The sequence below is a fragment of the Pseudomonas sp. RP-B7 genome (assembly GCF_059803535.1).
The window spans coordinates 95709-121429 of the sequence record NZ_JAPFHC010000006.1 but is presented as its reverse complement, the minus strand read 5'-3'; the positions used below and the strand labels follow the sequence as shown (position 1 = coordinate 121429).

The window sequence follows — 25721 nt, the reverse complement described above, 5'->3', positions numbered from 1 at the left end:
CGGCAGGAGTTAACACTTTGCCGAGCATAGACGCCCTCGCCGATCGCTTATCGGCCTACCTCGGCCCAGACCAGGTCAACCTGGTCCGCCGAGCGTATTTCTACGCCGAACAAGCCCATGACGGCCAACGCCGCCGCAGTGGCGAGGCGTATGTCACCCATCCTCTTGCGGTGGCAAACATTCTTGCCGACATGCACATGGACCATCAGAGCCTGATGGCCGCGATGCTGCATGACGTGATCGAAGACACCGGCATCGCCAAGGAAGCGCTCAGCGCACAATTTGGCGAAACCGTGGCCGAACTGGTCGACGGGGTCAGCAAACTGACCCAGATGAACTTCGAGACCAAGGCCGAAGCCCAGGCGGAAAACTTCCAGAAGATGGCCATGGCCATGGCCCGCGACATCCGGGTGATCCTGGTCAAGCTGGCCGACCGGCTGCACAACATGCGCACGCTGGAAGTGCTGTCCGGCGAAAAACGCCGGCGCATCGCCAAGGAAACCCTGGAAATCTACGCGCCCATCGCCAACCGGCTGGGCATGCACGCCATTCGTATCGAATTCGAAGACCTCGGCTTCAAGGCCATGCACCCGATGCGTTCGGCGCGCATCTACCAGGCGGTCAAGCGCGCCCGGGGCAACCGCAAGGAAATCGTCAACAAGATCGAAGAGTCCCTGAGCCATTGCCTGGCGATCGACGAGATCGAGGGCGAAGTCAGCGGCCGGCAGAAACACATCTACGGCATCTACAAGAAGATGCGCGGCAAGCGCCGGGCCTTCAACGAGATCATGGACGTGTATGCGTTCCGGATCATCGTCGACAAGGTCGACACCTGCTACCGCGTGCTGGGCGCTGTACATAATTTGTACAAGCCCCTGCCGGGCCGCTTCAAGGACTACATCGCGATTCCCAAGGCCAACGGCTATCAGTCGCTGCATACCACGCTGTTCGGTATGCATGGCGTGCCGATCGAGATCCAGATCCGCACCCGCGAAATGGAAGAGATGGCCAACAACGGCATTGCCGCCCACTGGCTGTACAAGTCCAGCGGCGACGAGCAGCCGAAGGGCACCCATGCCCGCGCGCGCCAGTGGGTCAAAGGCGTGCTGGAAATGCAGCAACGTGCCGGCAACTCCCTCGAGTTCATCGAAAGCGTGAAGATCGACCTGTTCCCGGACGAGGTCTACGTGTTCACGCCCAAAGGCCGGATCATGGAGCTGCCCAAGGGCTCCACGGCGGTCGACTTTGCCTACGCCGTGCACACCGACGTGGGCAACAGCTGCATTGCCTGTCGGATCAATCGTCGTCTCGCACCGCTGTCCGAGCCACTGCAAAGCGGCTCCACGGTCGAGATCGTCAGCGCACCGGGCGCCCGCCCGAACCCGGCCTGGCTCAACTTCGTGGTCACCGGCAAGGCGCGCACCCACATCCGACACGCCCTCAAGCTGCAACGTCGCTCCGAGTCCATCAGCCTCGGCGAGCGCCTGCTGAACAAGGTGCTCAACGGTTTCGACAGCGCCCTCGACAAGATCCCGGCCGAACGCGTGCAGGCGATGCTCCACGAGTACCGCCAGGAAACCATCGAAGACTTGCTGGAAGACATCGGCCTGGGCAACCGCATGGCCTACGTGGTCGCCCGTCGCCTGCTTGGCGAAGGCGAACAACTGCCAAGCCCCGAAGGCCCGCTGGCGATTCGCGGCACCGAAGGCCTGGTGCTCAGCTACGCCAAGTGCTGCACGCCGATCCCGGGCGACCCGATTGTCGGGCACCTGTCGGCGGGCAAAGGCATGGTGGTGCACCTGGACAACTGCCGCAACATCACCGAGATCCGCCACAACCCGGAAAAATGCATCCAGCTGTCGTGGGCCAAGGATGTTACCGGCGAATTCAACGTCGAGCTGCGCGTCGAACTGGAACACCAGCGCGGCCTGATCGCCTTGCTGGCCAGCAGCGTCAATGCGGCCGATGGCAATATCGAGAAAATCAGCATGGACGAACGCGATGGTCGCATCAGCGTGGTCCAGCTGGTAGTCAGCGTGCACGACCGTGTGCACCTGGCCCGCGTGATCAAGAAACTGCGCGCCCTGACCGGAGTGATCCGCATCACCCGCATGCGTGCATAACCTGTCTCTTACAAGGAGTCACTCATGACCAAGACTGTTATCACCAGCGACAAGGCCCCAGCCGCCATCGGCACTTACTCCCAGGCCATCAAGGCGGGCAACACCGTCTACATGTCCGGCCAGATCCCGCTGGACCCAAAGACCATGGAACTGGTGGAAGGCTTCGAAGCACAGACCGTGCAGGTCTTCGAAAACCTCAAGTCCGTGGCTGAAGCGGCCGGCGGTTCGTTCAAGGACATCGTCAAGCTGAACATCTTCCTCACCGACCTGAGCCACTTCGCCAAGGTCAACGAGATCATGGGCAAATACTTCGAACAACCCTACCCAGCCCGCGCCGCCATCGGCGTAGCCGCCCTGCCAAAGGGTGCGCAGGTTGAGATGGACGCGATTCTGGTCATCGAGTAAAACACCCGGCGCAGCCTCACGGGCTGCGCCGACTTTGTTTCAGAAGGATTTCGTAATGCGCAAAGCGCTTGTAGCCTCTTCATTGCTCACCCTGCTGCTCGGCGGCTGCGCCAGCAACCCCGCCGACCTCGATGTGAGCGGCACCTGGATCAACCAGGTCGCCATCGATGCAGCGGCCAAGGGCGGCCCTTTGCGTGAAGCCCTGCAAAGCTTTGGCCCGAACCTCGAATGGGAGGTCAACACCAAGGCTGGCCAGGCACGCTACTACAACGGTTTTGAAGTAGCCGAAGGCAAGTTGCTGAGTGAACAATCCGGCATATGGCGCGTGGATTTCTACGGCAGCTCCGCCACCGAACTCAAGCGCAAAGGCAAGCAACTGCTGCAAGCGGCCAACGACAATGAGCCCGAGCAACTGTTCGCCCGCGCCAAAGACCCCGCCCCGGACGGTGCCCCACTGGGCGCCAACTTCGAACGGGCGCTATATGCCGCTTACCTGGGCGGCGACTGGAAGATCACCGACGGCTTCGGCAATGGCGCCATCGTGCAGTTCCAGGCCAACGGCAAGGTGGTCGGCCTGCCGAATGCGGACCAGTACTCGCTGTGCCTGGCGGGTGATTGTGCGTCGATGAGCGGCGGTTACGACAGCATTTGGCTGCAATTGAATGGCCAGGGCAATCCCTGGATCTTTGTGCGCAAAGGCGGGCAGCTGGAAATTTTCCAGGCCGTCAACACTGCACAGGCGGATGAAGTGCCTCAGTTCACCCCAGGCCCGCGCCAATGGTTGCTTGAAAAACAATAGCCAGCCTCACGCTGATATAAATGTGGGAGCGGGCTTGCTCGCGAATGCGGAGTGTCAGTCACTGAATGTGCTTCTGAAACACCGCATTCGCGAGCAAGCCCGCTCCCACATTTTTTGACCGTGTTTCAGCCCTTGAGGATCGCCGCATAACCTTCGCGATAGCTCGGATAAGTTGGCTTCCAACCCAGAGCCCTCACCCGCGCATTGCTGCACTGCTTGCTCCCGGCACGACGCACACTCGCATCATCCGCCCATTCCGTCACGCCCAGATACCCGCGCAACCAATCCACCACCTCGGCCAACGGCGCCGGCGCGTCATCGACGCCGATGTACACCTTGTCCAACTGCCCGCCCTGTTCCACATGCCGCAGCAAAAACGCTAGCAAGCCTGCGGCGTCGTCCGCATGAATACGGTTGCCATATAAAGGCGGGTCGATTGCCACGCGATAGCCTTGGCGCACCTGGGTCAGCAACCATTCACGCCCAGGACCATAGATACCGGTCAGCCGCACGACGCTCGCCGGGATGCCGCTATTGAGCGCGACTTGCTCGGCTTCCAGCATCACCTGACCGGAATAGCCCTTGGCCTGGGTATCGGATGTTTCGTCGACCCACTCACCGTTCTGCTGCCCATACACACTGCTGCTGGATACAAACAGCAGGTGCTTCGGCGCCTGGCCGTAGTCGTCCAGCCACTCCAGCACATGCTTCAAGCCCTGCACGTAAGCCGCGCGATACCCGGCCTCGTCGTGGTCGGTCGCGGCTGCGCAATACACCAGGTAATCCACCCCGCCAATCGGCCAGGTGTCCGGACAGTCCTTGCTGAACAGGTCGCCGGCGATGCCAATGACGCCCTCGGGCAGGCGCGAAATATCGCGACGCAGGCCATGAACCTCCCATCCCGAGGCCAGCAATTGGCTAGCCAGCCGACTACCCACATCGCCGCAACCGGCAATCACAACAGAAGGCGCAGACATCACAAAACTCCGTACTGAAAGGTCTAGATTAGCCCTCGCAGCAGACCGGCGGCCAGAAAAAGCACAAATAAAGTTACTGTATTACTTCTGTTAACAAGAATTACTTGCAATAATAACCGCCCATTTGTCCTCGGCCCCCCCGGGTCTGGAAGGACGATCACCCACTTTTTCTTCTCAGGTCCGGCCAGCATGACACGTAATACAAACCCCGCTTCGCCAACCACGTCCCGCGCCTGGCGCGCGATTGCCGCGCTGATGCTCAGCGTCCTGCTGGCACCGACCGTAGCATTCGCCGATGCCACCGCGCCGGCCGCTCCAGCTGCTGCCGAGCACAGCACTGCGACGCCTGCCGCCGCGCCGGCCGCCACCGATCCGGCCCTGGCTGCAGCACCTGCACCTGCACCCGCCGACGAAACCGGCGTGGTCCTGGAAGAAGACAACACCCTGGGCATGGCCCACGACCTGTCCCCATGGGGCATGTACCAGAACGCTGACGTAGTGGTGAAAGCCGTGATGATCGGCCTGGCCATCGCCTCGATCATCACCTGGACCATCTGGATCGCCAAAGGCTTCGAGCTGCTGGGCGCCAAGCGTCGTCTGCGCGCTGAAATCGTCCACCTGAAAAAAGCCACCACCCTCAAGGAAGCCAGCGAAAGCGCGACCAAGAAGGGCACCCTGGCCAACACTCTGGTGCACGACGCGCTGGAAGAAATGCGCCTGTCGGCCAACACCCGCGAAAAAGAAGGCATCAAGGAACGTGTGGCTTTCCGCCTCGAGCGCCTGGTTGCGGCCTGCGGCCGTAACATGAGCAGCGGCACCGGCGTGCTGGCAACCATCGGTTCCACCGCACCGTTCGTCGGCCTGTTCGGCACCGTGTGGGGCATCATGAACAGCTTCATCGGCATCGCCAAAACCCAGACCACCAACCTCGCCGTCGTCGCCCCGGGCATCGCCGAAGCCCTGCTGGCCACCGCCCTAGGCCTGGTTGCAGCGATTCCTGCGGTAGTGATCTACAACGTCTTCGCCCGTTCGATTGCCGGCTACAAGGCCCAGGTATCCGACGCGTCGGCAGAAGTCCTGCTGCTGGTCAGCCGCGACCTCGATCACCTGCCTACCGAGCGCAGCTCGCAACCGCACATGGTGAAAGTGGGGTAATCGGCCATGGGCCTGCATTTGAATCAAGGCGACGACGAACTCGTCGAGAACCACGAAATCAACGTCACGCCGTTTATCGACGTGATGCTGGTGCTGCTGATCATCTTCATGGTGGCGGCACCGTTGGCAACTGTGGACATCAAGGTCGACCTGCCCGCCTCCAGCGCCAAACCGGCGCCACGGCCAGAGAAACCGGTGTTCCTCAGCGTCAAGGCGGACCAGCGTCTGTTCCTGGGCGAAGAAGAAGTCAAATCCGAAACCCTCGGCCAGGTGCTCGACGCCAAGACCCAGGGCAAGAAAGACACGACGATCTTCTTCCAGGCCGACAAGGGCGTGGACTACGGCGACCTGATGAGCGTGATGGATGCCCTGCGGGCAGCCGGCTACCTCAAGGTAGGCCTGGTCGGACTTGAGACGGCAGCCAAGAAATGATCACGACGCGCCACAAACTGACGCGGTATGGCACAAGCCTCGCTGTCGTGCTGGGCGTGCATGCCGTCGCGATCATCATCGCGCTTCAATGGTCCGCGCCGCATACGGTCCAGTTGCCGCCGGCTGCCATGGTCATCGACCTGGCGCCGATGCCCGCGCCGCCACCGCCGGCTCCGCCGAAGGTGATCACGCCGCCGCAACCGCCAGCGCCGGTGGAAGAGCTGCCATTGCCGAAACTGGCCGAGGCACCCAAGCCGACAATCCAGGTGCCCAAGCCGGTCAAGCCCAAACCGAAACCGCAGCCGCCCAAGCCGGTGGAGAAAAAGGTCGAGCCGGTCAAGGAGAAGCCTTCCGAAGAGCCGCCGAGCGACGCTCCACCGACCCAGGCACCGGCTGAAAAATCGGCCCAGCCCGTGCCCGGCCCATCGCCACAACAGATTGCCGCCAAGGCATCCTGGGAAGGCACCCTGCTGGCGCACCTGCAGAAATACAAGAAGTACCCGCCCGGCGCCCAGGCCCGTGGCAAGGAAGGCCTGAACCGCCTGAAGTTCGTGGTGGATGCAGACGGCAACGTGCTGTCCTATGAGTTGGTGGGTCGCTCCGGCAACGCCGACCTGGACCGTGCGACCCTGGACATGATCCGTCGTGCCCAACCGCTGCCCAAGCCGCCAAGCGACATGCTCAAAGGTGGCACCATCGAGATCGTTGCACCGTTCGTGTACAACATCGAGAAGCGCCGCTAAATACCGCGCGCAAGCGCGGCCTATGTGGGAGCGGGCTTGCTCGCGAAAGCGGAGTGTCAGTTGATACATTCATCACTGACACACCGCTTTCGCGAGCAAGCCCGCTCCCACATTTGATTTCATCGCTGCATAAAGTCTCTTTCCCACAAAATCCCCGGCATTCCCCGCTCAATCCCCAGCAAACTTCTGATAACGTGTGTCTATCGATTGCAGCCGGTATGCTTGGCCGCAACCTCATGGACGCCCGCTATGACTCTTACAGAATTACGCTACATCGTGACCCTCGCCCAAGAGCAGCACTTTGGCCATGCGGCCGAGCGTTGCCATGTCAGCCAGCCGACGCTGTCGGTGGGCGTGAAAAAGCTTGAAGACGAACTCGGTGTGCTGATTTTCGAGCGCAGCAAAAGCGCCGTGCGCCTCACACCCGTGGGCGAAGGCATCGTGGCCCAGGCGCAAAAAGTCCTGGAGCAGGCGCAAAGCATCCGCGAGCTGGCCCAAGCCGGTAAAAACCAGCTGACCGCCCCGCTCAAAGTCGGCGCCATCTACACCGTCGGCCCGTATCTGTTCCCGCACCTGATCCCGCAACTGCACCGCGTCGCGCCGCAGATGCCGCTGTATATCGAAGAAAATTTCACCCACGTGCTGCGCGACAAACTGCGCAACGGCGAGCTGGACGCGATCATCATCGCCCTGCCATTCAACGAGGCCGACGTGCTGACCCTGCCGCTCTACGACGAGCCATTCCAGGTGTTGATGCCCGCCGACCACCCGTGGACCAAAAAAGACACCATCGACGCCGCCCTGCTCAACGACAAGAGCCTGCTGCTGCTTGGTGAAGGCCACTGTTTCCGCGATCAAGTATTGGAAGCCTGCCCGACCCTGACCAAGGGCAACGACGGCGCCAAACACACCACCGTGGAATCCAGCTCCCTGGAAACCATCCGCCACATGGTCGCCTCCGGCCTGGGCATCTCGATCCTGCCGCTGTCGGCAGTCGACAGCCATCACTACGCCCCCGGCGTGATCGAAGTGCGCCCACTGACACCGCCGGTGCCATTTCGCACCGTAGCGATTGCCTGGCGCGCCAGCTTCCCACGGCCAAAGGCCATTGAGATCCTCGCCGACTCGATCCGCCTGTGTTCGGTGGCCAAGCCGCCTGTTGCGAGCTAAGTAACCGTATGACTGAGCTGTCGCAGGTATCGGTGACGGCACTCAAGGGTGTCGGTGAAGCCATGGCCGAAAAACTGGCCAAGGTCGGCCTGGAGAATCTCCAGGACGTGCTCTTCCACCTGCCCCTGCGCTACCAGGACCGCACCCGCGTGGTGCCCATCGGCCATTTGCGCCCTGGGCAGGACGCGGTGGTCGAAGGCACCGTCAGCGGCGCCGACGTGGTGATGGGCAAGCGACGCAGCCTGGTGGTGCGCTTGCAGGATGGCACCGGCGGCCTGAGCCTGCGCTTCTATCATTTCAGCAATGCGCAGAAGGAAGGTCTCAAGCGCGGCACCCGCGTGCGCTGCTACGGCGAAGCGCGGCCCGGTGCATCCGGCCTGGAGATCTACCACCCAGAGTACCGGGCCATCACCGGCGACGAGCCGCCTCCGGTGGACACCACCCTCACCCCGATCTACCCGCTCACCGAAGGCCTGACCCAACAGCGCCTGCGCCAGTTGTGCACGCAGACCCTGACCCTGCTCGGCCCGAAAAGCCTGCCCGACTGGCTGCCGCTGGAGCTGGCCCGCGACTATCAACTGGCGCCGCTGGACGATGCGATCCGCTATCTGCATCACCCGCCCGCCGACGCCGATGTCGATGAGCTGGCCCTTGGTCACCACTGGGCCCAGCACCGCCTGGCCTTCGAAGAACTGCTGACACACCAGCTGTCCCAGCAACGCCTGCGCGAAAGCATGCGCTCACTGCGCGCACCGGCGATGCCCAAGGCCACCAGGTTGCCTGCGCAATACCTGGCCAACCTCGGCTTCACCCCGACCGGAGCCCAGCAGCGCGTCGGCAATGAAATCGCCTACGACCTCAGCCAGCAAGAACCGATGCTGCGCCTGATCCAGGGCGACGTCGGCGCGGGCAAGACCGTGGTCGCCGCCCTCGCGGCCTTGCAGGCGCTGGAAGCCGGCTACCAGGTCGCGTTGATGGCCCCTACCGAGATCCTCGCCGAGCAGCACTTCATCACCTTCAAGCGCTGGCTTGAACCCCTGGGCCTGGAAGTGGCATGGCTGGCCGGCAAGCTCAAGGGCAAGAACCGCGCCGCGGCGCTGGAGCAGATCGCCGGCGGCGCACCGATGGTGGTCGGCACCCACGCGCTGTTCCAGGACGAAGTGCAGTTCAAGAACCTCGCCCTGGTGATCATCGACGAACAGCACCGCTTCGGCGTGCAACAACGCCTGGCCCTGCGCCAGAAAGGCGTGGGCGGGCGCATGAATCCGCACCAGCTGATCATGACCGCCACGCCGATCCCACGCACCCTGGCGATGAGCGCCTACGCCGACCTCGACACCTCGATCCTCGACGAACTGCCCCCCGGCCGTACCCCGGTCAACACCGTGCTGGTCACCGACACCCGCCGCGTCGAAGTGATCGAGCGCGTGCGCGGCGCCTGCGCCGAAGGCCGCCAGGCGTACTGGGTGTGCACACTGATCGAAGAGTCCGAAGAGCTGACCTGCCAGGCCGCCGAAACCACCTATGAAGACCTCACCAGCGCCCTCGGCGAGCTCAAGGTCGGGCTGATCCATGGCCGCATGAAACCCGCGGAAAAAGCCGCGGTGATGGCCGAGTTCAAGGCCGGCAACCTGCAACTGCTGGTCGCCACCACGGTGATCGAAGTCGGGGTGGACGTGCCCAACGCCAGCCTGATGATCATCGAAAACCCCGAGCGCCTGGGCCTGGCCCAACTGCACCAACTGCGCGGCCGCGTCGGCCGGGGCAGCGCCGCCAGCCATTGCGTATTGCTGTACCACCCACCGCTGTCACAGATCGGCCGCCAGCGCCTGGGCATCATGCGCGAGACCAACGACGGTTTTGTCATCGCCGAAAAAGACCTCGAACTGCGTGGCCCCGGGGAAATGCTCGGCACGCGCCAGACCGGCCTGCTGCAGTTCAAGGTCGCCGACCTGATGCGCGACGCCGACCTGCTACCCGCCGTGCGTGATGCGGCGCAAGCCTTGCTGGAGCGTTGGCCGGAACATGTCAGCCCGTTGCTGGACCGCTGGCTCCGACATGGGCAGCAATACGGCCAAGTGTGACGCTGCGCGCACTTATACGACCCCCATGTGTATCAAGCTGGTTATACTCCAACGACTGTAAGAAATTGGATCAGGCCATGTCAGAAGTTGCCCACGCCACAGCCCCACTGACCACTCCGCCGGTCATTCAGGCGCTGCTCGCCAAACTCGCCATCCCCTACACGGAAGTCACCGAACACCTTGGCTTGAACCCTGCGCGCAAGGTCCAGGCGGTGTTGTTGGAAGATGCCGTGGGCGCTCTGATGGTGCTGTTCCCGCAGAACCAACTGCTCGACCTCAACCGCCTCGCCGAACTCACCGGCCGCCGCCTCACGGCCGTGGCGCCGGATCGCGTCGCGCGCATGCTCGGCAAGCACGACCTGAGCCTGTTGCCCGGCCTGCCGGCACTGACCAGCTCGCCGTGCCTGTACGAAGGCAGCCTGCTCAACGAGCCGAACCTGCTGGTGCATTCGGGTGAAGCCGGGTTGCTGCTGGAGATCGCCAGCGAACACTTCAAGAGCATGCTCACCAAGGCCAGCGCCGCGCAGTTCGGCGAGCCCCTGAGCAACATCCGGCCGAACCTCGACCGCCCCAATGATGACCGTGAGGAAATCACCCAGGCGATGCAGGCGTTCACCGCCCGCCGTATCCAGCAGCGCCTGGAAGCGACCCTTGAGATCCCGCCGCTGGCCGACACCGCGCAAAAGATCATCAAGCTGCGCGTCGACCCCAACGCCACCATCGATGACATCACGGGCGTAGTGGAAACCGACCCGGCCCTGGCCGCCCAGGTGGTGAGCTGGGCCGCGTCGCCGTACTACGCTTCGCCGGGCAAGATCCGCTCGGTGGAAGACGCCATCGTGCGCGTGCTGGGCTTCGACCTGGTGATCAATCTGGCACTGGGCCTGGCCCTGGGCAAGACCCTGAGCCTGCCCAAGGACCACCCGCACCAGGCCACGCCGTACTGGCACCAGTCGATCTACACCGCCGCCGTGATCGAAGGCCTGACCCGCGCCATGCCACGCGCCCAGCGCCCGGAAGCCGGCCTGACCTACCTGGCCGGCTTGCTGCACAACTTCGGTTACCTGCTGCTGGCCCACGTGTTCCCGCCGCACTTCTCGTTGATCTGCCGGCACCTGGAGGTCAACCCGCACCTATGCCACAGCTACGTGGAACAGCACCTGCTGGGCATCAGCCGCGAGCAGATCGGCGCCTGGCTGATGCGCTACTGGGACATGCCGGACGAACTGTCCACTGCCCTGCGCTTCCAGCACGACCCGACCTATGACGGTCAGTACGCCGAGTATCCGAACCTGGTGTGCCTGGCCGTGCGCTTGCTGCGCAGCCGAGGCATCGGCTCCGGGCCGGACGAAGCCATTCCTGACGAACTGCTTGAGCGCCTGGGACTGACCCGGGACAAGGCGGAGGAAGTGGTGGGCAAGGTGTTGGATGCCGAGGTGCTGTTGCGCGAACTGGCCTCACAGTTCAGCCAGCCCTGACTCTGTAGCCTGTCAGACCGCTTTCGCGAGCAAGCCCGCTCCCACAGTTGACCGAGTTCCAACATGAGAATGCGGTCGAATGTGGGAGCGGGCTTGCTCGCGAAGAATCCACCTCGGTCTACCTGAAAACCCTACTTCTTTTTCTTCGGCTTCAAATACTTGGTCAACCCCTGGAACCAGATCACCAGCGCCGGGTTGCCCTTGATCTGGATCGACTTGTCCTGAATCCCCGTCATGAACGCCAATTGCTTGTTCTTCGCCTGCATCGTGGCGAAGCCGTAGGCAGCGTCCTTGAACGCGATGGCAAACGCCGGCGTCGGGTGGACACCCGAACGGCTGGTGATGCGTTGGTCTTTGACGATGAAGTGACGGGCGACTTTGCCGTCGAGGGTCTGCAACTGGAAGGCCAGGTCTTTATCACCCAGTTGTTGCTGGAAGGCAGGGTTGGTGCGGCTGGCTTTGCCCATCATCAGGCCCAGCACCCACAGGAGAAGACGGAATTTCATGCACACGGCCTCGGGTAATTATTGAGTGGCCGCAGCAGTGTAGCGATTTGCAAAAAGAACGCCACCGATCTGGCGCATTAGCGGAAGATCGGCTGGCGTTTGACGCTTATAGCAGCATGTTACTTAAACGTTTGGGCAAGGAACCGGCGCCCAGTCGGCCAGGTTCGGATCGCGGCAGCTGCCTTCGAGCTGAGCTTTACCGGCGCTGGCGACCTTCTTGCTTTCATCCTGCTTGGTCTGGGCGGTCTGGAAGGTCTTCTCGGTGCTCACCGCTTCTGTTGGTACGGTTGGAAGCGGCGGCTTTTTCGGCGGCTTGGAGCCTGTGCCTTTCTTCTTGCCCGCGGCTACCACAGGTGTCGTTGTATCGGCCTTGGCCACGGTGACCACGTCGGTACGCTGTACGCCAACCTGTTGCAGGTCTTTCTCGTAGGCCTGGGTGTAGTTGTTCAGGTCTTCGGCCGCTTTACCGTTGACCGCAACGATCAGGTCATTGGATTCCTTCAGGCCCGCGACGATTTCCGCCAGGCGCTTGCGGCCTTCGGTGTCGTTGACGGTCTTGGCTTTGCGATCAGCCACCAGCTTGGTGAACGCGCTCTGGTAGCACTGCTGGGACGCCTTGGCGTACGCGGTGCTGCGGTCGATGTCGGAGGCGCTTTTGTTCACATCAGCCGCATACGAGGCAATACGCTGGTTGTCATCGGCGATCTGCTTCTGGCGCTCGGTGTAGTAACCCGCTGCGCCGCCCGCCAGGGCACCGCCCGCAGCACCGATGGCGGCGTTACGGCCACGTTTTTCCTTGTCGCCGGTCAGGACGCCGAGCAGGGCACCGCCGGCAGCACCGATGGCCGCGCCGGTGACAACCGACTTGGTCATGTTCGAGTCGGTGGCGCGCAAGTGCTGCACCGGCTCGTAGCAGTTGGGGTAGTACTCGACCTTGGTGCTCGACGCGACCTTGGAGGCCGGCGACGTGGCGCAACCGGTCAGCACGGTGCTGAAGCCGGCTGCGATCAGCAGCAAGTGACGCTTGGAAACCGCCTTACGGGAAAAAAGCATAGGTGTGTTCTCTTTTAAGTTTGACTTGCCCAGCACGGCCACGGCCGCCTGAGTCCCTTCCAAGCTCGCTCTACAGCCAGCGCTCATCGCTGACCGCTCGCTGCGAGCAATTCCTTCAAGATCGTTGCCGGGTCGGCCCGCTGTTGCTTGCGGTAGTTGCCGACATGGCGAACGAACAGTGTCGCGCGCGTCACCAGGCTCTTGCCGAGCACCGGCTTGCGATCCAACTCTTCCTTGATCCGTTGAAACTGCGCCTGGATCACCGCATCGGTATAACGCGTGCCGGTGGCCAGGTTGTCGATATAGATCGCCACTGCGCCGTCGAGGGCACTGCGGCCATTGGCGATGGCCATGTCGAACAGTTGCGCGCTGGCCTCGTCCTTTTTGTCGAGCGCCTGCTGGCGACTCTTCTGCAGGTTCGCCAGGCGGATGTTGTAGTTGGCGATGGTCTCGGCCACCAGCGCGGCCGATTGAATCAGGTTGCCCGCCGCTTCCTCGCGTTGCTGGGCGATCAGCGAGACGTTGCGCTTGAGCTCCTCGTTGACCAGCCCCAGCTCGGCTTGCAGCTTGGGGTCGACGCTGGCGGCGATGATGCTGTCCAGGCGCTTGGTCGGGTCCTGGGCGTCGTCGATGGCGTCGGTCAGCGAGGCCAGGCGGCCCTCTTTCTGCCACTGGGCGAACAGCTCCTTGTAGCGCGAACGCGGTGCCGACAGCGCGCCGATCGCCACGCGGAAACCGGTGGTCTCGTTGCTCTGCTCGGTGCCATCGGCGCCAAACAGCGGGTATTCACGGCGCATGCCGGTGAACAGCGTGCCCTCACCTTCCAGGTAGTTGCCGCCCTTGACCACAAAGCCACCGTAGGTGCCCTGGCGACGTCCGGCGTGCACCAGTTGGAAGGATTCCTGGACCATCTCGGCGGCGTTGCCGATCACGTCGAACATCCCAATGGGATTGGGCAGCTTGGTGCCGATGGGCATCAGGCGTGCAGCCTGGCCGGTGCCGCCGGCGACCTGGTTGAACACTGCGTAGTCGCCCAGCGGGCCGTCGCTGTCGCTGCCTTCGGCGCGGCGCGGGAACAGGCGCCCTTCCAGGTCCTGACGGCTCACCGCCTGGCCACCGCGTGCAGCGAACTCCCACTCGACTTCGGTAGGCAGCCGCACAAAACCGACGCCGCCATCCTCTGCCGACGAACCACGCCCGCTCACCGGCAGCAGGTCGCGGTGGTACTTCATCAGCCACGCGCTGTACACCGCCGAAAAGCGTTCGGCCTCAAAGCGCGACAATTTCACCTTGGGCAAACGCCCGGCCATCCCGGTCGGCGCATCGCACGCCGGCGCAGGCTCGCCACTGGCCAGGGACTGCGCCTGGGACATGACCTGGGCGTACTGGCGCGCAGTCACTTCGTACTTGCCGATGAAGTACAGCATGGGCTTGAGCGGGGTCTTGGCGTCGGTCTTCGGCATCAAGGGCGCGATGACTTTGTTCCAGTCCTTGGGCAAGTCCTTGAGGGTGAACTGGCCGTTGATGAAGTCGCGGCGGTAACCGGAAATAAACGATTGCTGGTAACCCGCCTCGCCTTCGGCAAAGGGGTAGCCGAGGCTGATCTCGCGGTCATCCAGGGTGCCCTGGGCCAACACGTAGGCGTAGCGGAACACCATGTTGCCTTCGCAGGGCAGCGGCAGGCTGACATCCCCTTCCAAGGGCTTGGGGTTGTCGAGCTTGTCACTCGCCTCATCGGCCCAGGCCATCGAGGCCAGGGTCAGCGCCACACAGGCGCCCAGTAACTTATACATCTCTGATTCCTTCAGAAGCCTGGATACGCGCCACTCGCCAACCACCACAAGCCGCCGCCACGGCGCTGACGCCGAGGACCGCAACCAGGGCCAGGCCGTAATGGCGCGCCAGCAGGTGGCTGGCGTACTCGCCCGGCACCTGCACGAATAATTCATTCAAACCCGCCTCGGCCAGGCCATACAGACCGGCACTGAGTACGGCGGCAAAACCCGCGCTGTATAGCGCCTGCACCACCACGAACACCAGCAGCCCACCCGTGGAAAACCCCAGCAGGCGCAACACCGACAACTCCCGGCGCTTGCGCGCCACGGCGGCCAAGGCCCCGGCGAAGATCGCCGCAAACGCCCCTGCCAACGCCAACCCGCAGATCACCCAGAACACGATAGACAGGTTGCGGCTCAACGACTGCACCTGGGCGATGGTCTGCGCCTGGGTCGACACCAACAGGTTCTGCCCGGCGAAGTACACGCGCAGCGGTTCCACATCGGTGAGGTTGCGGGCGTACAGGCGGAATGCCGGGTACACACGCTGCTCACTCACACCCACCGCTTCACCGGCCCAACCCAACGCCGGCACTGCGCGGCCATCACGGTAGTCTTCCGCCGCTTCCAGCAAACCCAGGTCGGCAAACAAACCGTCACGGGCAAAGGCCTCCAGCGGCAACACCGCCAGCACCTGTACGCGTGTGCGCTGGGCTTCGACACGCCCGGCCACCTGTCGCGCAAAGCTGGTTTCCAGCCAATCGCCAGGCCGCGCCGCAAGCTTTTCGGCAGCGGTGTGGCTCAGCACGACCTGGTCCAGGCCCCGGGGCACCGGCAAGCCGGCCAGCAGCGGATCACCCGAGGCGCTCGGCAGCATTTCCAACGCCAGGCTGCCCACCTGCACCGTCGCTGCAATCTGCCGCGTACGCGGGATGGCGAAGGCTACCTCACTGCGCTCGCCCAGTTGCTCGATAAACGCACTGCTGAATCGACCACCGCCCAGCGGAATAATTTCACGGGTAGCGGGGTCGGTCTCCAAACGTTCGGTCAAACTGCTAACCAGTCCAAATTTCAGGCCGAATAACACCAGCAACGGCGCGATAACCGCGACCAACGCCAGCACCGAACAGGCCGACAGCCACGCATCGTTGCGGTAATCCTGCCAGGCCAGCGACGCCACCAAGCCGATGCGCATCAGCACGCCTCCCCGAGGGTCGCGGTGACGCCGCCGTCGGTGTCGCGACGGCAACTGATGCGCCGCACCGGCAAGCCGCTGGCGCGGGCCAGGGGCTCGTCATGGGTGGCGATCACACAGGCTGCCTGGTGCTGGCGAGCCTGCGCGAGCAGCGCCTGCATCACGCGCTCGGCGTTCAGGGGGTCGAGGGACGCCGTGGGTTCGTCCGCCAGCACCAGTTGCGGCGCATGGGCCAGGGCGCGGGCACAGCTGACGCGCTGGCGCTGGCCTACCGACAACGCCGCCGGCTTCTTGGCCAACTGGTCGCCGATCTCCAATTGCTCGGCCAGGCGCGTCACGCTGCCATCGTCCTTCAAGCCCAGCAGTTGCCGGGACAAGGCTATATTCCCACGCACATCGAGAAAGCCCAGCAGGCCGCCGGTTTGCAGCACATACCCCAAGTGCTGGCTACGCAGCGCGGCCAACGCGGATTGCCGATCAGCGCGCCACAGCCCGGCAATGTCCTGCTGATGAAACTCAAACTGCCCGACCTGATCCGGCGCCAATACCAGCGCCAGCAGGTCCAGCAAAGTGCTTTTGCCGCAACCGCTGGGCCCGACAATCGCCACTTGCTCGCCGGCACGCAGTGCCAGCGCCGGGATCACCAGGCTGTAGCGCTGGCTGCCGACGCCCCGGCTCTTGTGCACCGCGCTCAGGTTCAGCATCACGGCAACGTCGACAACGGCACGCGGTACAACGCGTCGCCCGGCTCGGCATCACCGAAACGGACCCAGTTGGCCAGGTCGTTGTGGAAGGTTTCGTAGAGGCGGATTTTCGAATCCAGCTCGTCGATAAAATCTTCCTGCTCGGCCACGCTCAACGACAACCACAAATCCTGGGTCATGTTCAGCGACTTGCTGCGGTACGGCAGGCCCTCCAGGTATTCGCCGAGAATGCCGCCGTCGGCCAGGTTGCCGCCCTTGCGCAGGGCTTGCGGGTCGCGGCTCATGTAGGCCGAGGCGCTGGCGATTTCCTGGAAGAAGTCCTTCGGCGAGGTCTGGGTCTTGCGCGCCGCATCGACGATCAGTTTCAGCGACTGCTGCAAGTCGTTGAGCTGCAACTTAGTCAGCATCACGCACACCTGGAACGCCGGCAGCGCCGGGTTGGTCAGGTCGCGGTCGGCGGTCCAGGCGCTGACCAGTTGCGGCGCCTGGCTCGCGGTTTTGCGCCCGAGGAAATCCATGTGCATGGCGTAGCCGACGGCGGCGGATTTGTCCGCCAGGCTCGGCGCGCTGCTCAGCAACGGCACCGGCTGGGGCGTGTTGCTGCGCACCTGGTGCACGAGGTTGGCGAACACCGTGCCGATCTCATCCACACGCTCACCGAGCTTGCGCACATCGCCACCGGGCACCGGCGTGTACAGGTCGCCGATCTGCGGGTTGGCGTCGGCGGTGAGGATGCGGTACTGGCTCTCGGCACCGGCGTGGGTTTTCTTGCCAACGTCGGTGCGCAGGTGCAGGGCGTAGATCTTGATCTGCTTGCCCAGCGCGGCCTGGCGCACTTCGGCTTCGTTCATCTGGGTGGCGGCGAACGGGTCGTTCTTGCGCAGCGCACCGGCGTCGGTGACCAGCAGGATGATGCGCCCGCCATAGCCGGACCAGTCCATGCCGTCCACCGCCTGCATCACCCCGGCGAACGCGTCTTCGTTGAAGGAATGGCTGGACACCGTGGACGCCTTGACCTGCCGCGCCATGTCGAGGAAGTGCTGCGGGTCGCGGCCTTGATCCAGGCTGATCAGGGTCTTGGCCACGTATTCCAGGCCCGGCGTCTTCTTCACGCTGCTGCGGAAACCCACCATGCCAAAGCTGACGCTGTCCAACTCGCCACGTTCGGCGATGCGGGTTTGCAGTTCGTGCACCACGTCGCGGATCTGGTCGATGTAGGGCTGCATCGACACCGTGGTGTCGACGACCAACACCACGGCGGTGCGAAAGGCGTCGGCGTTGGCGCTGATCACCGGCGTTGCGGGTTTTGCCACCGCGCTGCTGCCGGGATCGATGGACGCCACATTCAGCAACTGCACCGGCTGGCCGTTTTCGTCGAAGCTCTCTTTGGAGTCGAAGATCGGCAACAGGTAGAACTGGTTCTGCGGCACGGCACTGGCTGCGGGCTCCAACGCCAGGATCTGGCTGTTGTCTTCGCTGTTTTTCTGCGCCTTGGCCAGCACGCCTTTGGCTGCGGAAGGATCAGCCAGCAGTTTTTCCACTTCGCCGGATTGGCGCAGGAACATCACCGGTGCCCGGCCCGAGCGCTCGGTAAATTTCAGCACCAGGCTTTGTTTCCAGTCACTGACCTGTGCCGCCGGCAACCAGCCGTCGCTGCGCCCATCGGTGGCCGCGCCGACACGTACCCACGGGCTGCCATCGACGTCTTTGCGTTGGTAGACGTAGAGCACGGAGAACGCCGGCAGGGCCTTGCCTGGCGCGCCGCCGGCATCCGTTGACAGTTTCGCGCCCGGCTTGCTGAGCACGCGCTGGAACAGGGTCTTCTTGCCCGCCATCAACAGCGGGCGCTGGCCACCATCGACTTCGGCGACCGCTGGCGGCGGTGGCGTGACTTTCGGTACCTCGGCGGCAGGTGGCTTGGCCACCGGCTCGTCGCTGCCGCTCAACCACCAGTAACTCGCGCCACCCATTGCCAGTGCAACCGCCACTGCCACTGCCGCCAGCGCCAACACCGGCCCACGGCGCTGCTCGCTGTGCTGGGTCGGTGGCACCACGGGTTGGCGCACCGGCTGGGGTTTCTCGGTGGGGATTTCGATCGACTCTGGGGTGATGCCCCCCAGGTCAAAACTCATCGGGATCGGCAACGGCCGCACCAGCGTGGCTTCCGGGGAGTCCGCCGGCAGGTTGTCCAAGGCCCGCAACAGCGCCGCCGCATCCGGGAAACGCTCAGCCGGGTCCTTGGCCAACAGTTTGCGCAGCACGTCCTGATAACGGCCGTGATGCACCGGCAATTCCGGCAGCGGTTCGGTCAGGTGCGCCAGCGCCGTCGACAGCGCGTCGGTGCCGCTGTAGGGCAGCTTGCCGACGAGGATTTCATACAACACCACGCCCAGCGCATACAGGTCGGCGCGGCCATCGATCTCCTGGCCCCGCGCCTGTTCCGGGCTCATGTAGCTCGGTGTGCCCACGGCAAAACCGGCCTGGGTGAACTGGGTGCGGTCGTCCAGGGATTTGGCGATGCCAAAATCCGACAACACCGCCGTGCCGTCGGCGCGAAACAGAATGTTCGCCGGCTTCACGTCGCGGTGCACCAGGCCCTGGGCGTGGGCATAGCCCAGCGCCGAGGCGATCTGGCGGATCAGCGTCACCCCCTGCTCCGGCGTCATGCCGGCAGCGATGCGCTCCTTGAGCGTGCCGTTGGGCAGGTATTCCATGGCCATGTAATACAGCTCACCGACGTTGCCGATGTCATGGATGGTCACCGTGTGCGGATGCGACAGGCGCGCCAGGGTCTTGCCCTCGCGCAGGAATCGCTCGCAGAAGGTCGGGTCGGCCGCCAGCGCCGCCGCCATCACCTTCAACGCCACCTTGCGCTCCAGCGAACGTTGGGTCGCCAGGTACACGCTGGCCATGGCGCCTTCGCCGATTTCGCCGTCGATGTCGTAGCCGGGGATCAGGATATTCATGCCGAGACCTTCACGACGATGGTGGTGATGTTGTCCGGCGCGCCCCGGTTGAGACCCAGGTGCACCAGGCTGCGGACGATTTCGTCCGGCGCGTCGTGGCTGAGGACTTCGCGGATTTCGTGGTCTTCGACGGTCTTGTTGAGGCCGTCGCTGCACAGCAGGTAGCTGTCGCCGGGGGCGATCAGCAGGTCGACCACCGCCAGTTCCAGCTGCGCCTCGACGCCGATGGCGCGGGTGACAATGTTTGCGCGCGGGTGCACGCGGGCGTCGGCTTCGCTGAGCAGGCCGCTGTCTTGCAGGTCTTGCACGTAGCTGTGGTCGCGGGAAATGCGCTCCAGCACGCCGTCACGCAGGCGGTACAAGCGGCTGTCGCCGGCCCACACGCACACGCCGCGCAAACCGCGTGCGGCGAGCAACACCACGGTGCTGCCCATCAAGGTCACGCCACGGTTGACGGTTTCTTCGCGCACAGCGGCGTTGATGCGTACCAGGTCGTTGCGCAGCGCCGCCGAATACTCCTCAAGGGAACGGCCCGGCGCCACACTGCGCAGGCTGTCGACGATCAGGCTGCTGACATAGTCCCCCGCCGCATGCCCGCCCATACCGTCGGCCACCACCCACAGGCGGTTTTCCGGCAGATCCAGACAGGCGTCTTCGTTGACTTGGCGCACCATGCCCACATGGCTTTTGCTCGCGGATTTGTACGTCGCCCCCATCTACACCACACCTTCTTGTCCGAGCAAAAACTGCGCAAAATCGCCGGCGGCAGGCAGGCCCTGACACCGCAATAAACCGGGTGAAATACGTTGCGAACCTCGGCCCCACCACAGGCTCGCACCTTCGCAGGCCTGTTCGGCGAGCGCGGTCATGCGGCTATGGGGCTCAGTGGCGGACACCCGTTGCAGGCCGGCGAAGCGGCTGTCTACCGCACGCAGCTCAAGGGTCGGGACGCCCAGTTGGTCGAGGCCAGCGTTGAAGCTTTCAAAGCTTGCACCGCTGTCCAGTGTGCTCAGCAGCAGCTCTTCGGCCTGCTCGAACCAGGTGTCCGGCCCGCCCACCAGGGACGCCGGATTGGTGTCGTGATCCAGCAGCGCAACCACCGCCAACGGGAAATAGCGCCCGACCCGATCAATGCTCGGCATCACCACCCCTGCCGCTGCGTCCGGCCCGCACACACCCGGCGCCAGGACGAAGCGCCACAGCGGGCTGACCAGATACACGTTGAGCCAATCGGCGCCGAGGCTGTTCTGACTGGCGAGCAAACCGGCCGCCAGCCAGCTGTCCCACGGGCCGACAAAGCTCTGGGGCAAGGCGCGGCTGACAAAGTCGCCACGGCTGGCCAATTTGCCGTAGAAACCCAGCGTCGTCATAGCCGCTCCGGCAGGCTGAAGCCACTGAGTACGCGGCTCTTGAACGGGTTGAAGGCGCTGTTGGCGCGCAATTCGTAGGCGATGCTCGCGCCATCCACACGCAGGCGCAGGTTGAAACGGTCTGGCGAGTTGCCCGGGGTCAGGTCCGATTGCTCCAGCAGACGGAACCAGGCCCATGGCCCATCAAGGGTCACGCCGGAGCGGCCACTGGCGGCAGGGGGCATGATCGAGATGCGCACCACGCCGATGCTGCCGGGGTTCGGCCACTGCATGGCCACCGGGCGGCTCGGGCCGTGGTCGTAGCTCAGTTGCTGGCCGTCGAGGTCGAGCAGGAACTGGGTGATGGTCGGGTCCATCGACACCGGTTTGAGTTCGAAACGCACAATCGGCTGCGTACCGCCTGCGCGGAAGAACGCATCACGGATCGTCGCGGCGCGCTGGAAGGTTTGCAGCACGCCCGGCGCAATCCCGAGCTTCTGCGCCGCGCCCGGCTGCCAGCGCCAGGTCTGGGTGGAAGTGTCCACGTAAGGCTGCAGGTATTTGCGGAAGTAGTTATCCATCACCCCGCCCACGCCGAAGAACATGCCGAAGTCGTCCAGGGTCGCATCCCGCGCACTCCCCGGCGCCAGGGGATAACGCCCGGCCAGGGACTGGCGGTAGACGTTGACCACTTCGCTCATCCAGGCCGCGTTCAGTTGGTTGCGCACCCCGCCCATCATGCTGTTGGTGGTGGAGTTGACCACCGACTTGACCATGCCCTGCACCAACGGCGGCTGGCGTTCGGCATTCAGGCTGACCCGCGTGGCCGCAGCCGCCGCCTGGTTCTTCGCCTCGCCGAGCAACGCATCGCCGCTGGCGCCGACCATGGCGCTGACCTGCACGTACAGCGCGTTCATATCCGCGAGCAAAGCGTCGATGGCCGCCGGTTCACCTTCGTTCTTGCTGACGATGCTGTTGAGTTCGGCAAAGTGCGCCGTCACCGGATCATCCGAGGCTTGCGCAGCGTTAGCGCTCGGTTGTTCCTGGCCGAGCAAGCTGCCCAGGCGCTCCTTGAGCTTGTCGACGCCACCTTCCACCGGCACGCCTTTGGCCGCCAGTTGACGCTCCTCGGCCTGCAGATCGGTTTCCTTGGCCACCGCCACCAGCAGTTTTTTCAGCGGCGAGGTCGGGCCGGAAATCACCCGCAGTACATCGGCGGCCTGGGCCACGCTGGTGATTGGCACAAAGTCGATGTCGGCGAGCAGTGCATCCCACTGACGCTGGTAGTCCTGGAAGTACAGGCGGCGCACGTCGGCGGCCAGGCTCACCACATTTTGCTGGTCGGCCTGTTCATGGCCCAACACCCATTGCTCTTCGGCGAGGGTGCCGGTCTGGTTCAGGCTGCTCAGCAGGAACGCCTGGCGATACCCCTTGGCCGTGAAGAAGCCACTCAACGGCTCGCCCAGCGGCTTGCCGCTCTTGCGGCTGAACACCAGCGCGGCATCGCGGCCGGCGGCTTCGTTGAGGCGGAAATCCGCGATGCCTTCCGGCAGTTTCTGGCGCTTGACCCGGTCGTAGACGCGCTGCGCCACCGGCAGCTGTTGCAGTTGCCGACGCAGGTCGTCGATCAAGCGTGGATCAAGACGCGCACTCGGCGGATGACGATCGAACAGTGCCTGCAAATGCCCGCTCAACGCCTGGCGCTGCTCGGCCGGCAGATCACGCGGCAGGTTGCGGTCCCAGTCCAGGGCAATCCAGGCCTTGATGAAATCTGGATCGTAATGCTCGCTGTCAGCCAGCATCAGGTAGGCCTTGAGGCCTTCGTAGAGGAAGTCGGAATTGCCGCCCGCGTGCAGTTGTTCTTCGATGCGCGTCACCAGGCGCGGCGCGAGCACGGCGATCAACAGCTTGCGGTAGACGCTGGCGGACTCGGCTTCAAGCATGTCGCCCTGGTACAAGCCCAAGCCTTCTGACCAACTCGGCGAATCCCCAGCAAGGTTCTTCACCGCATTGAGCAACGGCAGTACAGCGAGCACTTCGCGTTGTGCCGGGCTCAGGTTCTGCACGGTCTGGCCCAGCGGCGCGACCTTCTGGTCGACCTGGGCGATATACGCCTGGTTGGCGCGATAGCTCACCCACCACAGGCTGCTGACCACCAGCACCAACGCCACGGTGGCCGCCAGTACGCCACGGGCGACCCACTTGCGCCGCCGCTCGACCTTGGGATTCACCCCCACCAGGCCGCGTTCGGCAAACGCCACGGCGGTGAAGAGTTTTTCGATGAAGTAACTGCGTCCGGTGCCGCTCTGGCGCGCCAGGTGCTGGCGGTCCAGGTTCATGCTCTGGGCCATCGCGCCGATCAGGCGGTCAATCGGGCTGCCTTCCTGGGTGCCGCTGGTGAAGTACACGCCGCGCAGCAATACGCGCTCTTCAAAGGCGTTGGGTTTGAACACACCTTCAAGAAAGCTTTGCAGGCAATCCTTCAACGCACCGAACTGCTGCGGGAAGCCGTAGATCAGGTCGCGTCGCGCCGGGTCGCGTTCCTGTTGCAGACGCTCCACCAGGCGTTCGTTGAGGCGCTGTTCGAGACCGGCGAATTCGCTTTGCAGGTGCGCCAGCGGGCTGTCGCTGTTCTTGCCGTCGTCCAGGGCAAAGGTCATGCCCCACACCTGGGCACGTTCTTCCTTGCTCAGGTTGTCGAAGTACTCCATGAAGCCCGGCACCAGGTCGAGCTTGGTGAGCATCAGGTAGATCGGGAAACGCACGCCCAGCTGGGTGTACAGCTCCTGGATACGCAGGCGGATCGCCGCAGCGTGGGCGGCGCGCTCGGCGTCGCTGCCGAGCAGCAGGTCCGACAGGCTGATGGCGATAAAGGCGCCATCGATGGGACGGCGCGAGCGCTGCTTCTTCAGCAGGCTGAGGAAGCCCAGCCACGCGGCTTTATCCACTGTGGAGTTGCTGTCCTGGGTGGTGTAGCGGCCAGCGGTGTCGAGCAATACCGCTTGGTCGGTGAACCACCAGTCGCAGTTGCGCGTACCACCGACGCCACGTACCGCACCGGCGCCCAGTTGGGCGGCCAACGGGAAATGCAGGCCCGAATTGACCAGCGCGGTGGTCTTGCCCGAACCCGGCGGGCCGATGATCACGTACCACGGCAGTTCGTAGAGATTGCGTCGCTCATCGCCGCCGAGCTTGGCTTTCTTCAGCAGCGCCAGGGCTTCGTCCATGCGCTGGCGCAGGGTGCTGAGTTCCTCGGCGGTGGCGACCGAGTTTGGATCGACCGGGGTTTCAGCGGCGAGGCTGCGCATCACTTCGGCGGCCTGACGGCGTGCCTGGATGATGCGCCACACGCGGTAGGCCAGCCACACGCCGAACACCAGGATGATCAGCGCCCAACGACGGCCTTGCGGGACCAACACATCGAGCAACGGCCCGACAAACCAGATGATCAAACTCAGGGCAATCAGCCCGAGCACTGGGATCACCCAGCGAATCATGAAACTGAAAAACGCCTTCACTCGACGCCCTCCGCCAATACGGTGATTTCAACCCGACGATTGCGGGCACGGCCTTCGGCGGTGCTGTTGGTAGCCACCGGCTCGGTGTCGCTGCGCCCTTCGGCGCTGAAGCGTTCGGCCTGGCCGGTCTTGGCCGCCAGGATCTCCAGCACCGACTTGGCCCGCGCCTCGGACAACGCCCAGTTGGACGGGAAGCGCAGCGTGGCGATCGGACGGTTGTCGCTGTGCCCGGTGACACGCACCTGGCCCTTCACTTTGCGAATCGCATCGGCGATGCGCAGCATCAGTGGCTGGTAGTCATCGACAATGCTGGAGCTGGCCGACGCGAACAGCTCATCGCCGCGAATGGTCACCACCGAACGGTCCACCGCATCCTCGACGGCGACGCGCCCGGCCTTGATGTCCTCGACCAGGAAGCCGGCCAGACGCGGCCGCTCGATCACTTTCGGCTGCGCCACCGGGCGGTCGATGGCCTGCACCGGGATCTCGCCCAGGGCATGAATATTCTTGAACACCGGCTCGGCATCCGCCGCCAGCTTGAGCCGCAGACCAAACAGCAACGCCAGCAGCAGCGCCACGCCGATGGCCACGGCGATCCACGGCGGCATGAATTGCGCTAGGCGATCACGCGCCACGGTCACCCCACGCCAGTGCGGCGACAGCTCGCGCTCGTGTTCACCGCGGGCACTGCGGATGGCCGCTGCGGTGCGTTCGCGCAAGGCTTCCAACTGGCTGCGCCCGTCGTTCATCACGCGGTAGCGGCCTTCAAAACCCAGGCACATGCACAGGTACAACAGCTCCAGCAGGTACAGGCGTTCCCGTGGGCTTTGCAGGCAATGGTCGAGCAACTGGAAGACTTTCTCGCCGCCCCAGGCTTCGTTGTGCACGGTGATCAGCAGGCTTTGCTTGCCCCAGTCGCTGGCGCTGCCCCACGGCGTGCTCAACACGGCTTCATCGAGGGCGGTGCACAGCGCGTAACGCGCCAGCAGCACCTCGTTGCGGGCAATGCCGGCGGCCTCGGCGCGCTCTTCGAACTGGCGCAGGTACGCCAGCAACTGCGCACGCAGGCTGGCCGGTGCCGGGTGAGCGATGGTGTTGCGCAGGCGCGTCAACAACGCCAGCAGCGGGCCGGCGGCGCTTTCCAACGGGTTGAGGCCCTGGCTTTTGCCAGTGAGCATCGGCGCGGCCGGCATCGCCAGGGGCGAGGGTTCGGCACGCGCAGGCTCCGGCGCACGGCCACCGGGGCGCGGCATGAACTGGGTGCGGTCGTCATCATTGGGGTGCATCGC

The 25721-nt window shown here is 64.1% G+C and carries 20 protein-coding genes; 9 read left to right on the top strand and 11 right to left on the bottom strand.

Annotated features, from left to right (window positions below; translation table 11 throughout):
• Positions 1-17: 17 nt before the first annotated feature.
• From spoT to OPU96_RS08290, 3 genes are read left to right on the top strand one after another with little or no spacing between them, the layout of a single operon-like run.
• Positions 18-2123: a bifunctional GTP diphosphokinase/guanosine-3',5'-bis pyrophosphate 3'-pyrophosphohydrolase gene (gene spoT / locus OPU96_RS08300; RefSeq protein ID WP_056860838.1), complete on the top strand. Its 2106-nt coding sequence runs from the start codon at positions 18-20 to the stop codon at positions 2121-2123.
• A 24-nt stretch (positions 2124-2147) separates the two neighbouring features.
• On the top strand, positions 2148-2528 hold the full coding sequence (locus tag OPU96_RS08295; RefSeq protein ID WP_003176922.1) for a RidA family protein: 381 nt from the start codon (positions 2148-2150) through the stop codon (positions 2526-2528).
• Between the two features lie 55 nt (positions 2529-2583).
• Positions 2584-3327 carry a hypothetical protein gene (locus OPU96_RS08290; protein WP_498558954.1) on the top strand — a complete coding sequence of 248 codons (744 nt, stop codon included), beginning with the start codon at positions 2584-2586 and terminating at the stop codon, positions 3325-3327.
• Between the two features lie 125 nt (positions 3328-3452).
• Here OPU96_RS08290 and OPU96_RS08285 read toward each other — a convergent pair whose 3' ends face one another.
• A complete protein-coding gene (locus OPU96_RS08285) occupies positions 3453-4304 on the bottom strand; it encodes an SDR family oxidoreductase (RefSeq protein WP_192298015.1) in 852 nt (283 codons plus the stop codon).
• Positions 4305-4493: 189 nt separating this feature from the next.
• Between OPU96_RS08285 and exbB the strand changes: the two genes are divergently transcribed.
• From exbB to OPU96_RS08255, 6 genes are all read left to right on the top strand, one after another.
• A complete protein-coding gene (gene exbB / locus OPU96_RS08280; RefSeq protein WP_226454683.1) occupies positions 4494-5459 on the top strand; it encodes a tonB-system energizer ExbB in 966 nt (321 codons plus the stop codon).
• A gap of 6 nt (positions 5460-5465) precedes the next feature.
• Positions 5466-5891 carry a TonB system transport protein ExbD gene (exbD, locus tag OPU96_RS08275; RefSeq protein WP_017735752.1) on the top strand — a complete coding sequence of 142 codons (426 nt, stop codon included), beginning with the start codon at positions 5466-5468 and terminating at the stop codon, positions 5889-5891.
• On the top strand, positions 5888-6634 hold the full coding sequence (locus OPU96_RS08270) for a TonB family protein (protein ID WP_192298017.1): 747 nt from the start codon (positions 5888-5890) through the stop codon (positions 6632-6634). Before exbD ends, OPU96_RS08270 begins: the two co-directional genes overlap by 4 nt.
• A 249-nt stretch (positions 6635-6883) precedes the next feature.
• Positions 6884-7804 carry a hydrogen peroxide-inducible genes activator gene (locus tag OPU96_RS08265; protein WP_226454684.1) on the top strand — a complete coding sequence of 307 codons (921 nt, stop codon included), beginning with the start codon at positions 6884-6886 and terminating at the stop codon, positions 7802-7804.
• Between the two features lie 8 nt (positions 7805-7812).
• On the top strand, positions 7813-9888 hold the full coding sequence (gene recG, locus OPU96_RS08260) for an ATP-dependent DNA helicase RecG (protein ID WP_192298019.1): 2076 nt from the start codon (positions 7813-7815) through the stop codon (positions 9886-9888).
• A 77-nt stretch (positions 9889-9965) separates the two neighbouring features.
• Positions 9966-11366 carry an aminoacyl-tRNA deacylase and HDOD domain-containing protein gene (locus OPU96_RS08255; protein ID WP_192298020.1) on the top strand — a complete coding sequence of 467 codons (1401 nt, stop codon included), beginning with the start codon at positions 9966-9968 and terminating at the stop codon, positions 11364-11366.
• A gap of 131 nt (positions 11367-11497) precedes the next feature.
• On the opposite strand, the gene OPU96_RS08250 is transcribed toward OPU96_RS08255, so the two are convergent.
• From OPU96_RS08250 to OPU96_RS08205, 10 genes are all read right to left on the bottom strand, one after another.
• A complete protein-coding gene (locus tag OPU96_RS08250; RefSeq protein WP_058424462.1) occupies positions 11498-11872 on the bottom strand; it encodes a hypothetical protein in 375 nt (124 codons plus the stop codon).
• A 123-nt stretch (positions 11873-11995) separates the two neighbouring features.
• Positions 11996-12925 carry a type VI secretion system-associated lipoprotein TagQ gene (tagQ, locus tag OPU96_RS08245; RefSeq protein ID WP_192298022.1) on the bottom strand — a complete coding sequence of 310 codons (930 nt, stop codon included), beginning with the start codon at positions 12923-12925 and terminating at the stop codon, positions 11996-11998.
• 83 nt (positions 12926-13008) lie between these two features.
• The gene (locus tag OPU96_RS08240; protein ID WP_192298023.1) at positions 13009-14718 is read right to left on the bottom strand and encodes a formylglycine-generating enzyme family protein; all 1710 of its coding nucleotides are present in this window, start codon (positions 14716-14718) and stop codon (positions 13009-13011) included.
• Complete coding sequence (locus OPU96_RS08235; protein ID WP_226454687.1) at positions 14711-15895, bottom strand: ABC transporter permease family protein; 1185 nt, start codon at positions 15893-15895, stop codon at positions 14711-14713. Before OPU96_RS08235 ends, OPU96_RS08240 begins: the two co-directional genes overlap by 8 nt.
• Positions 15895-16599 (bottom strand): ABC transporter ATP-binding protein, encoded by a 705-nt coding sequence (locus tag OPU96_RS08230; protein ID WP_305392807.1) that lies wholly within the window; start codon positions 16597-16599, stop codon positions 15895-15897. The genes OPU96_RS08235 and OPU96_RS08230 overlap by 1 nt, the downstream gene beginning before the upstream one ends.
• Entirely contained in the window at positions 16599-19565 is a 2967-nt protein-coding gene (locus OPU96_RS08225; RefSeq protein WP_498558953.1) for a serine/threonine-protein kinase, read from the bottom strand. Before OPU96_RS08225 ends, OPU96_RS08230 begins: the two co-directional genes overlap by 1 nt.
• Positions 19562-20281, bottom strand: coding sequence for a PP2C family protein-serine/threonine phosphatase (locus OPU96_RS08220; RefSeq protein WP_226454689.1), 720 nt, complete (start codon positions 20279-20281; stop codon positions 19562-19564). Before OPU96_RS08220 ends, OPU96_RS08225 begins: the two co-directional genes overlap by 4 nt.
• Entirely contained in the window at positions 20282-20935 is a 654-nt protein-coding gene (gene tagF / locus OPU96_RS08215) for a type VI secretion system-associated protein TagF (protein ID WP_226454690.1), read from the bottom strand.
• On the bottom strand, positions 20932-24432 hold the full coding sequence (tssM, locus tag OPU96_RS08210; protein ID WP_498558952.1) for a type VI secretion system membrane subunit TssM: 3501 nt from the start codon (positions 24430-24432) through the stop codon (positions 20932-20934). Before tssM ends, tagF begins: the two co-directional genes overlap by 4 nt.
• Entirely contained in the window at positions 24429-25718 is a 1290-nt protein-coding gene (locus OPU96_RS08205) for a DotU family type VI secretion system protein (protein WP_226454692.1), read from the bottom strand. The genes tssM and OPU96_RS08205 overlap by 4 nt, the downstream gene beginning before the upstream one ends.
• Positions 25719-25721 lie beyond the last annotated feature (3 nt).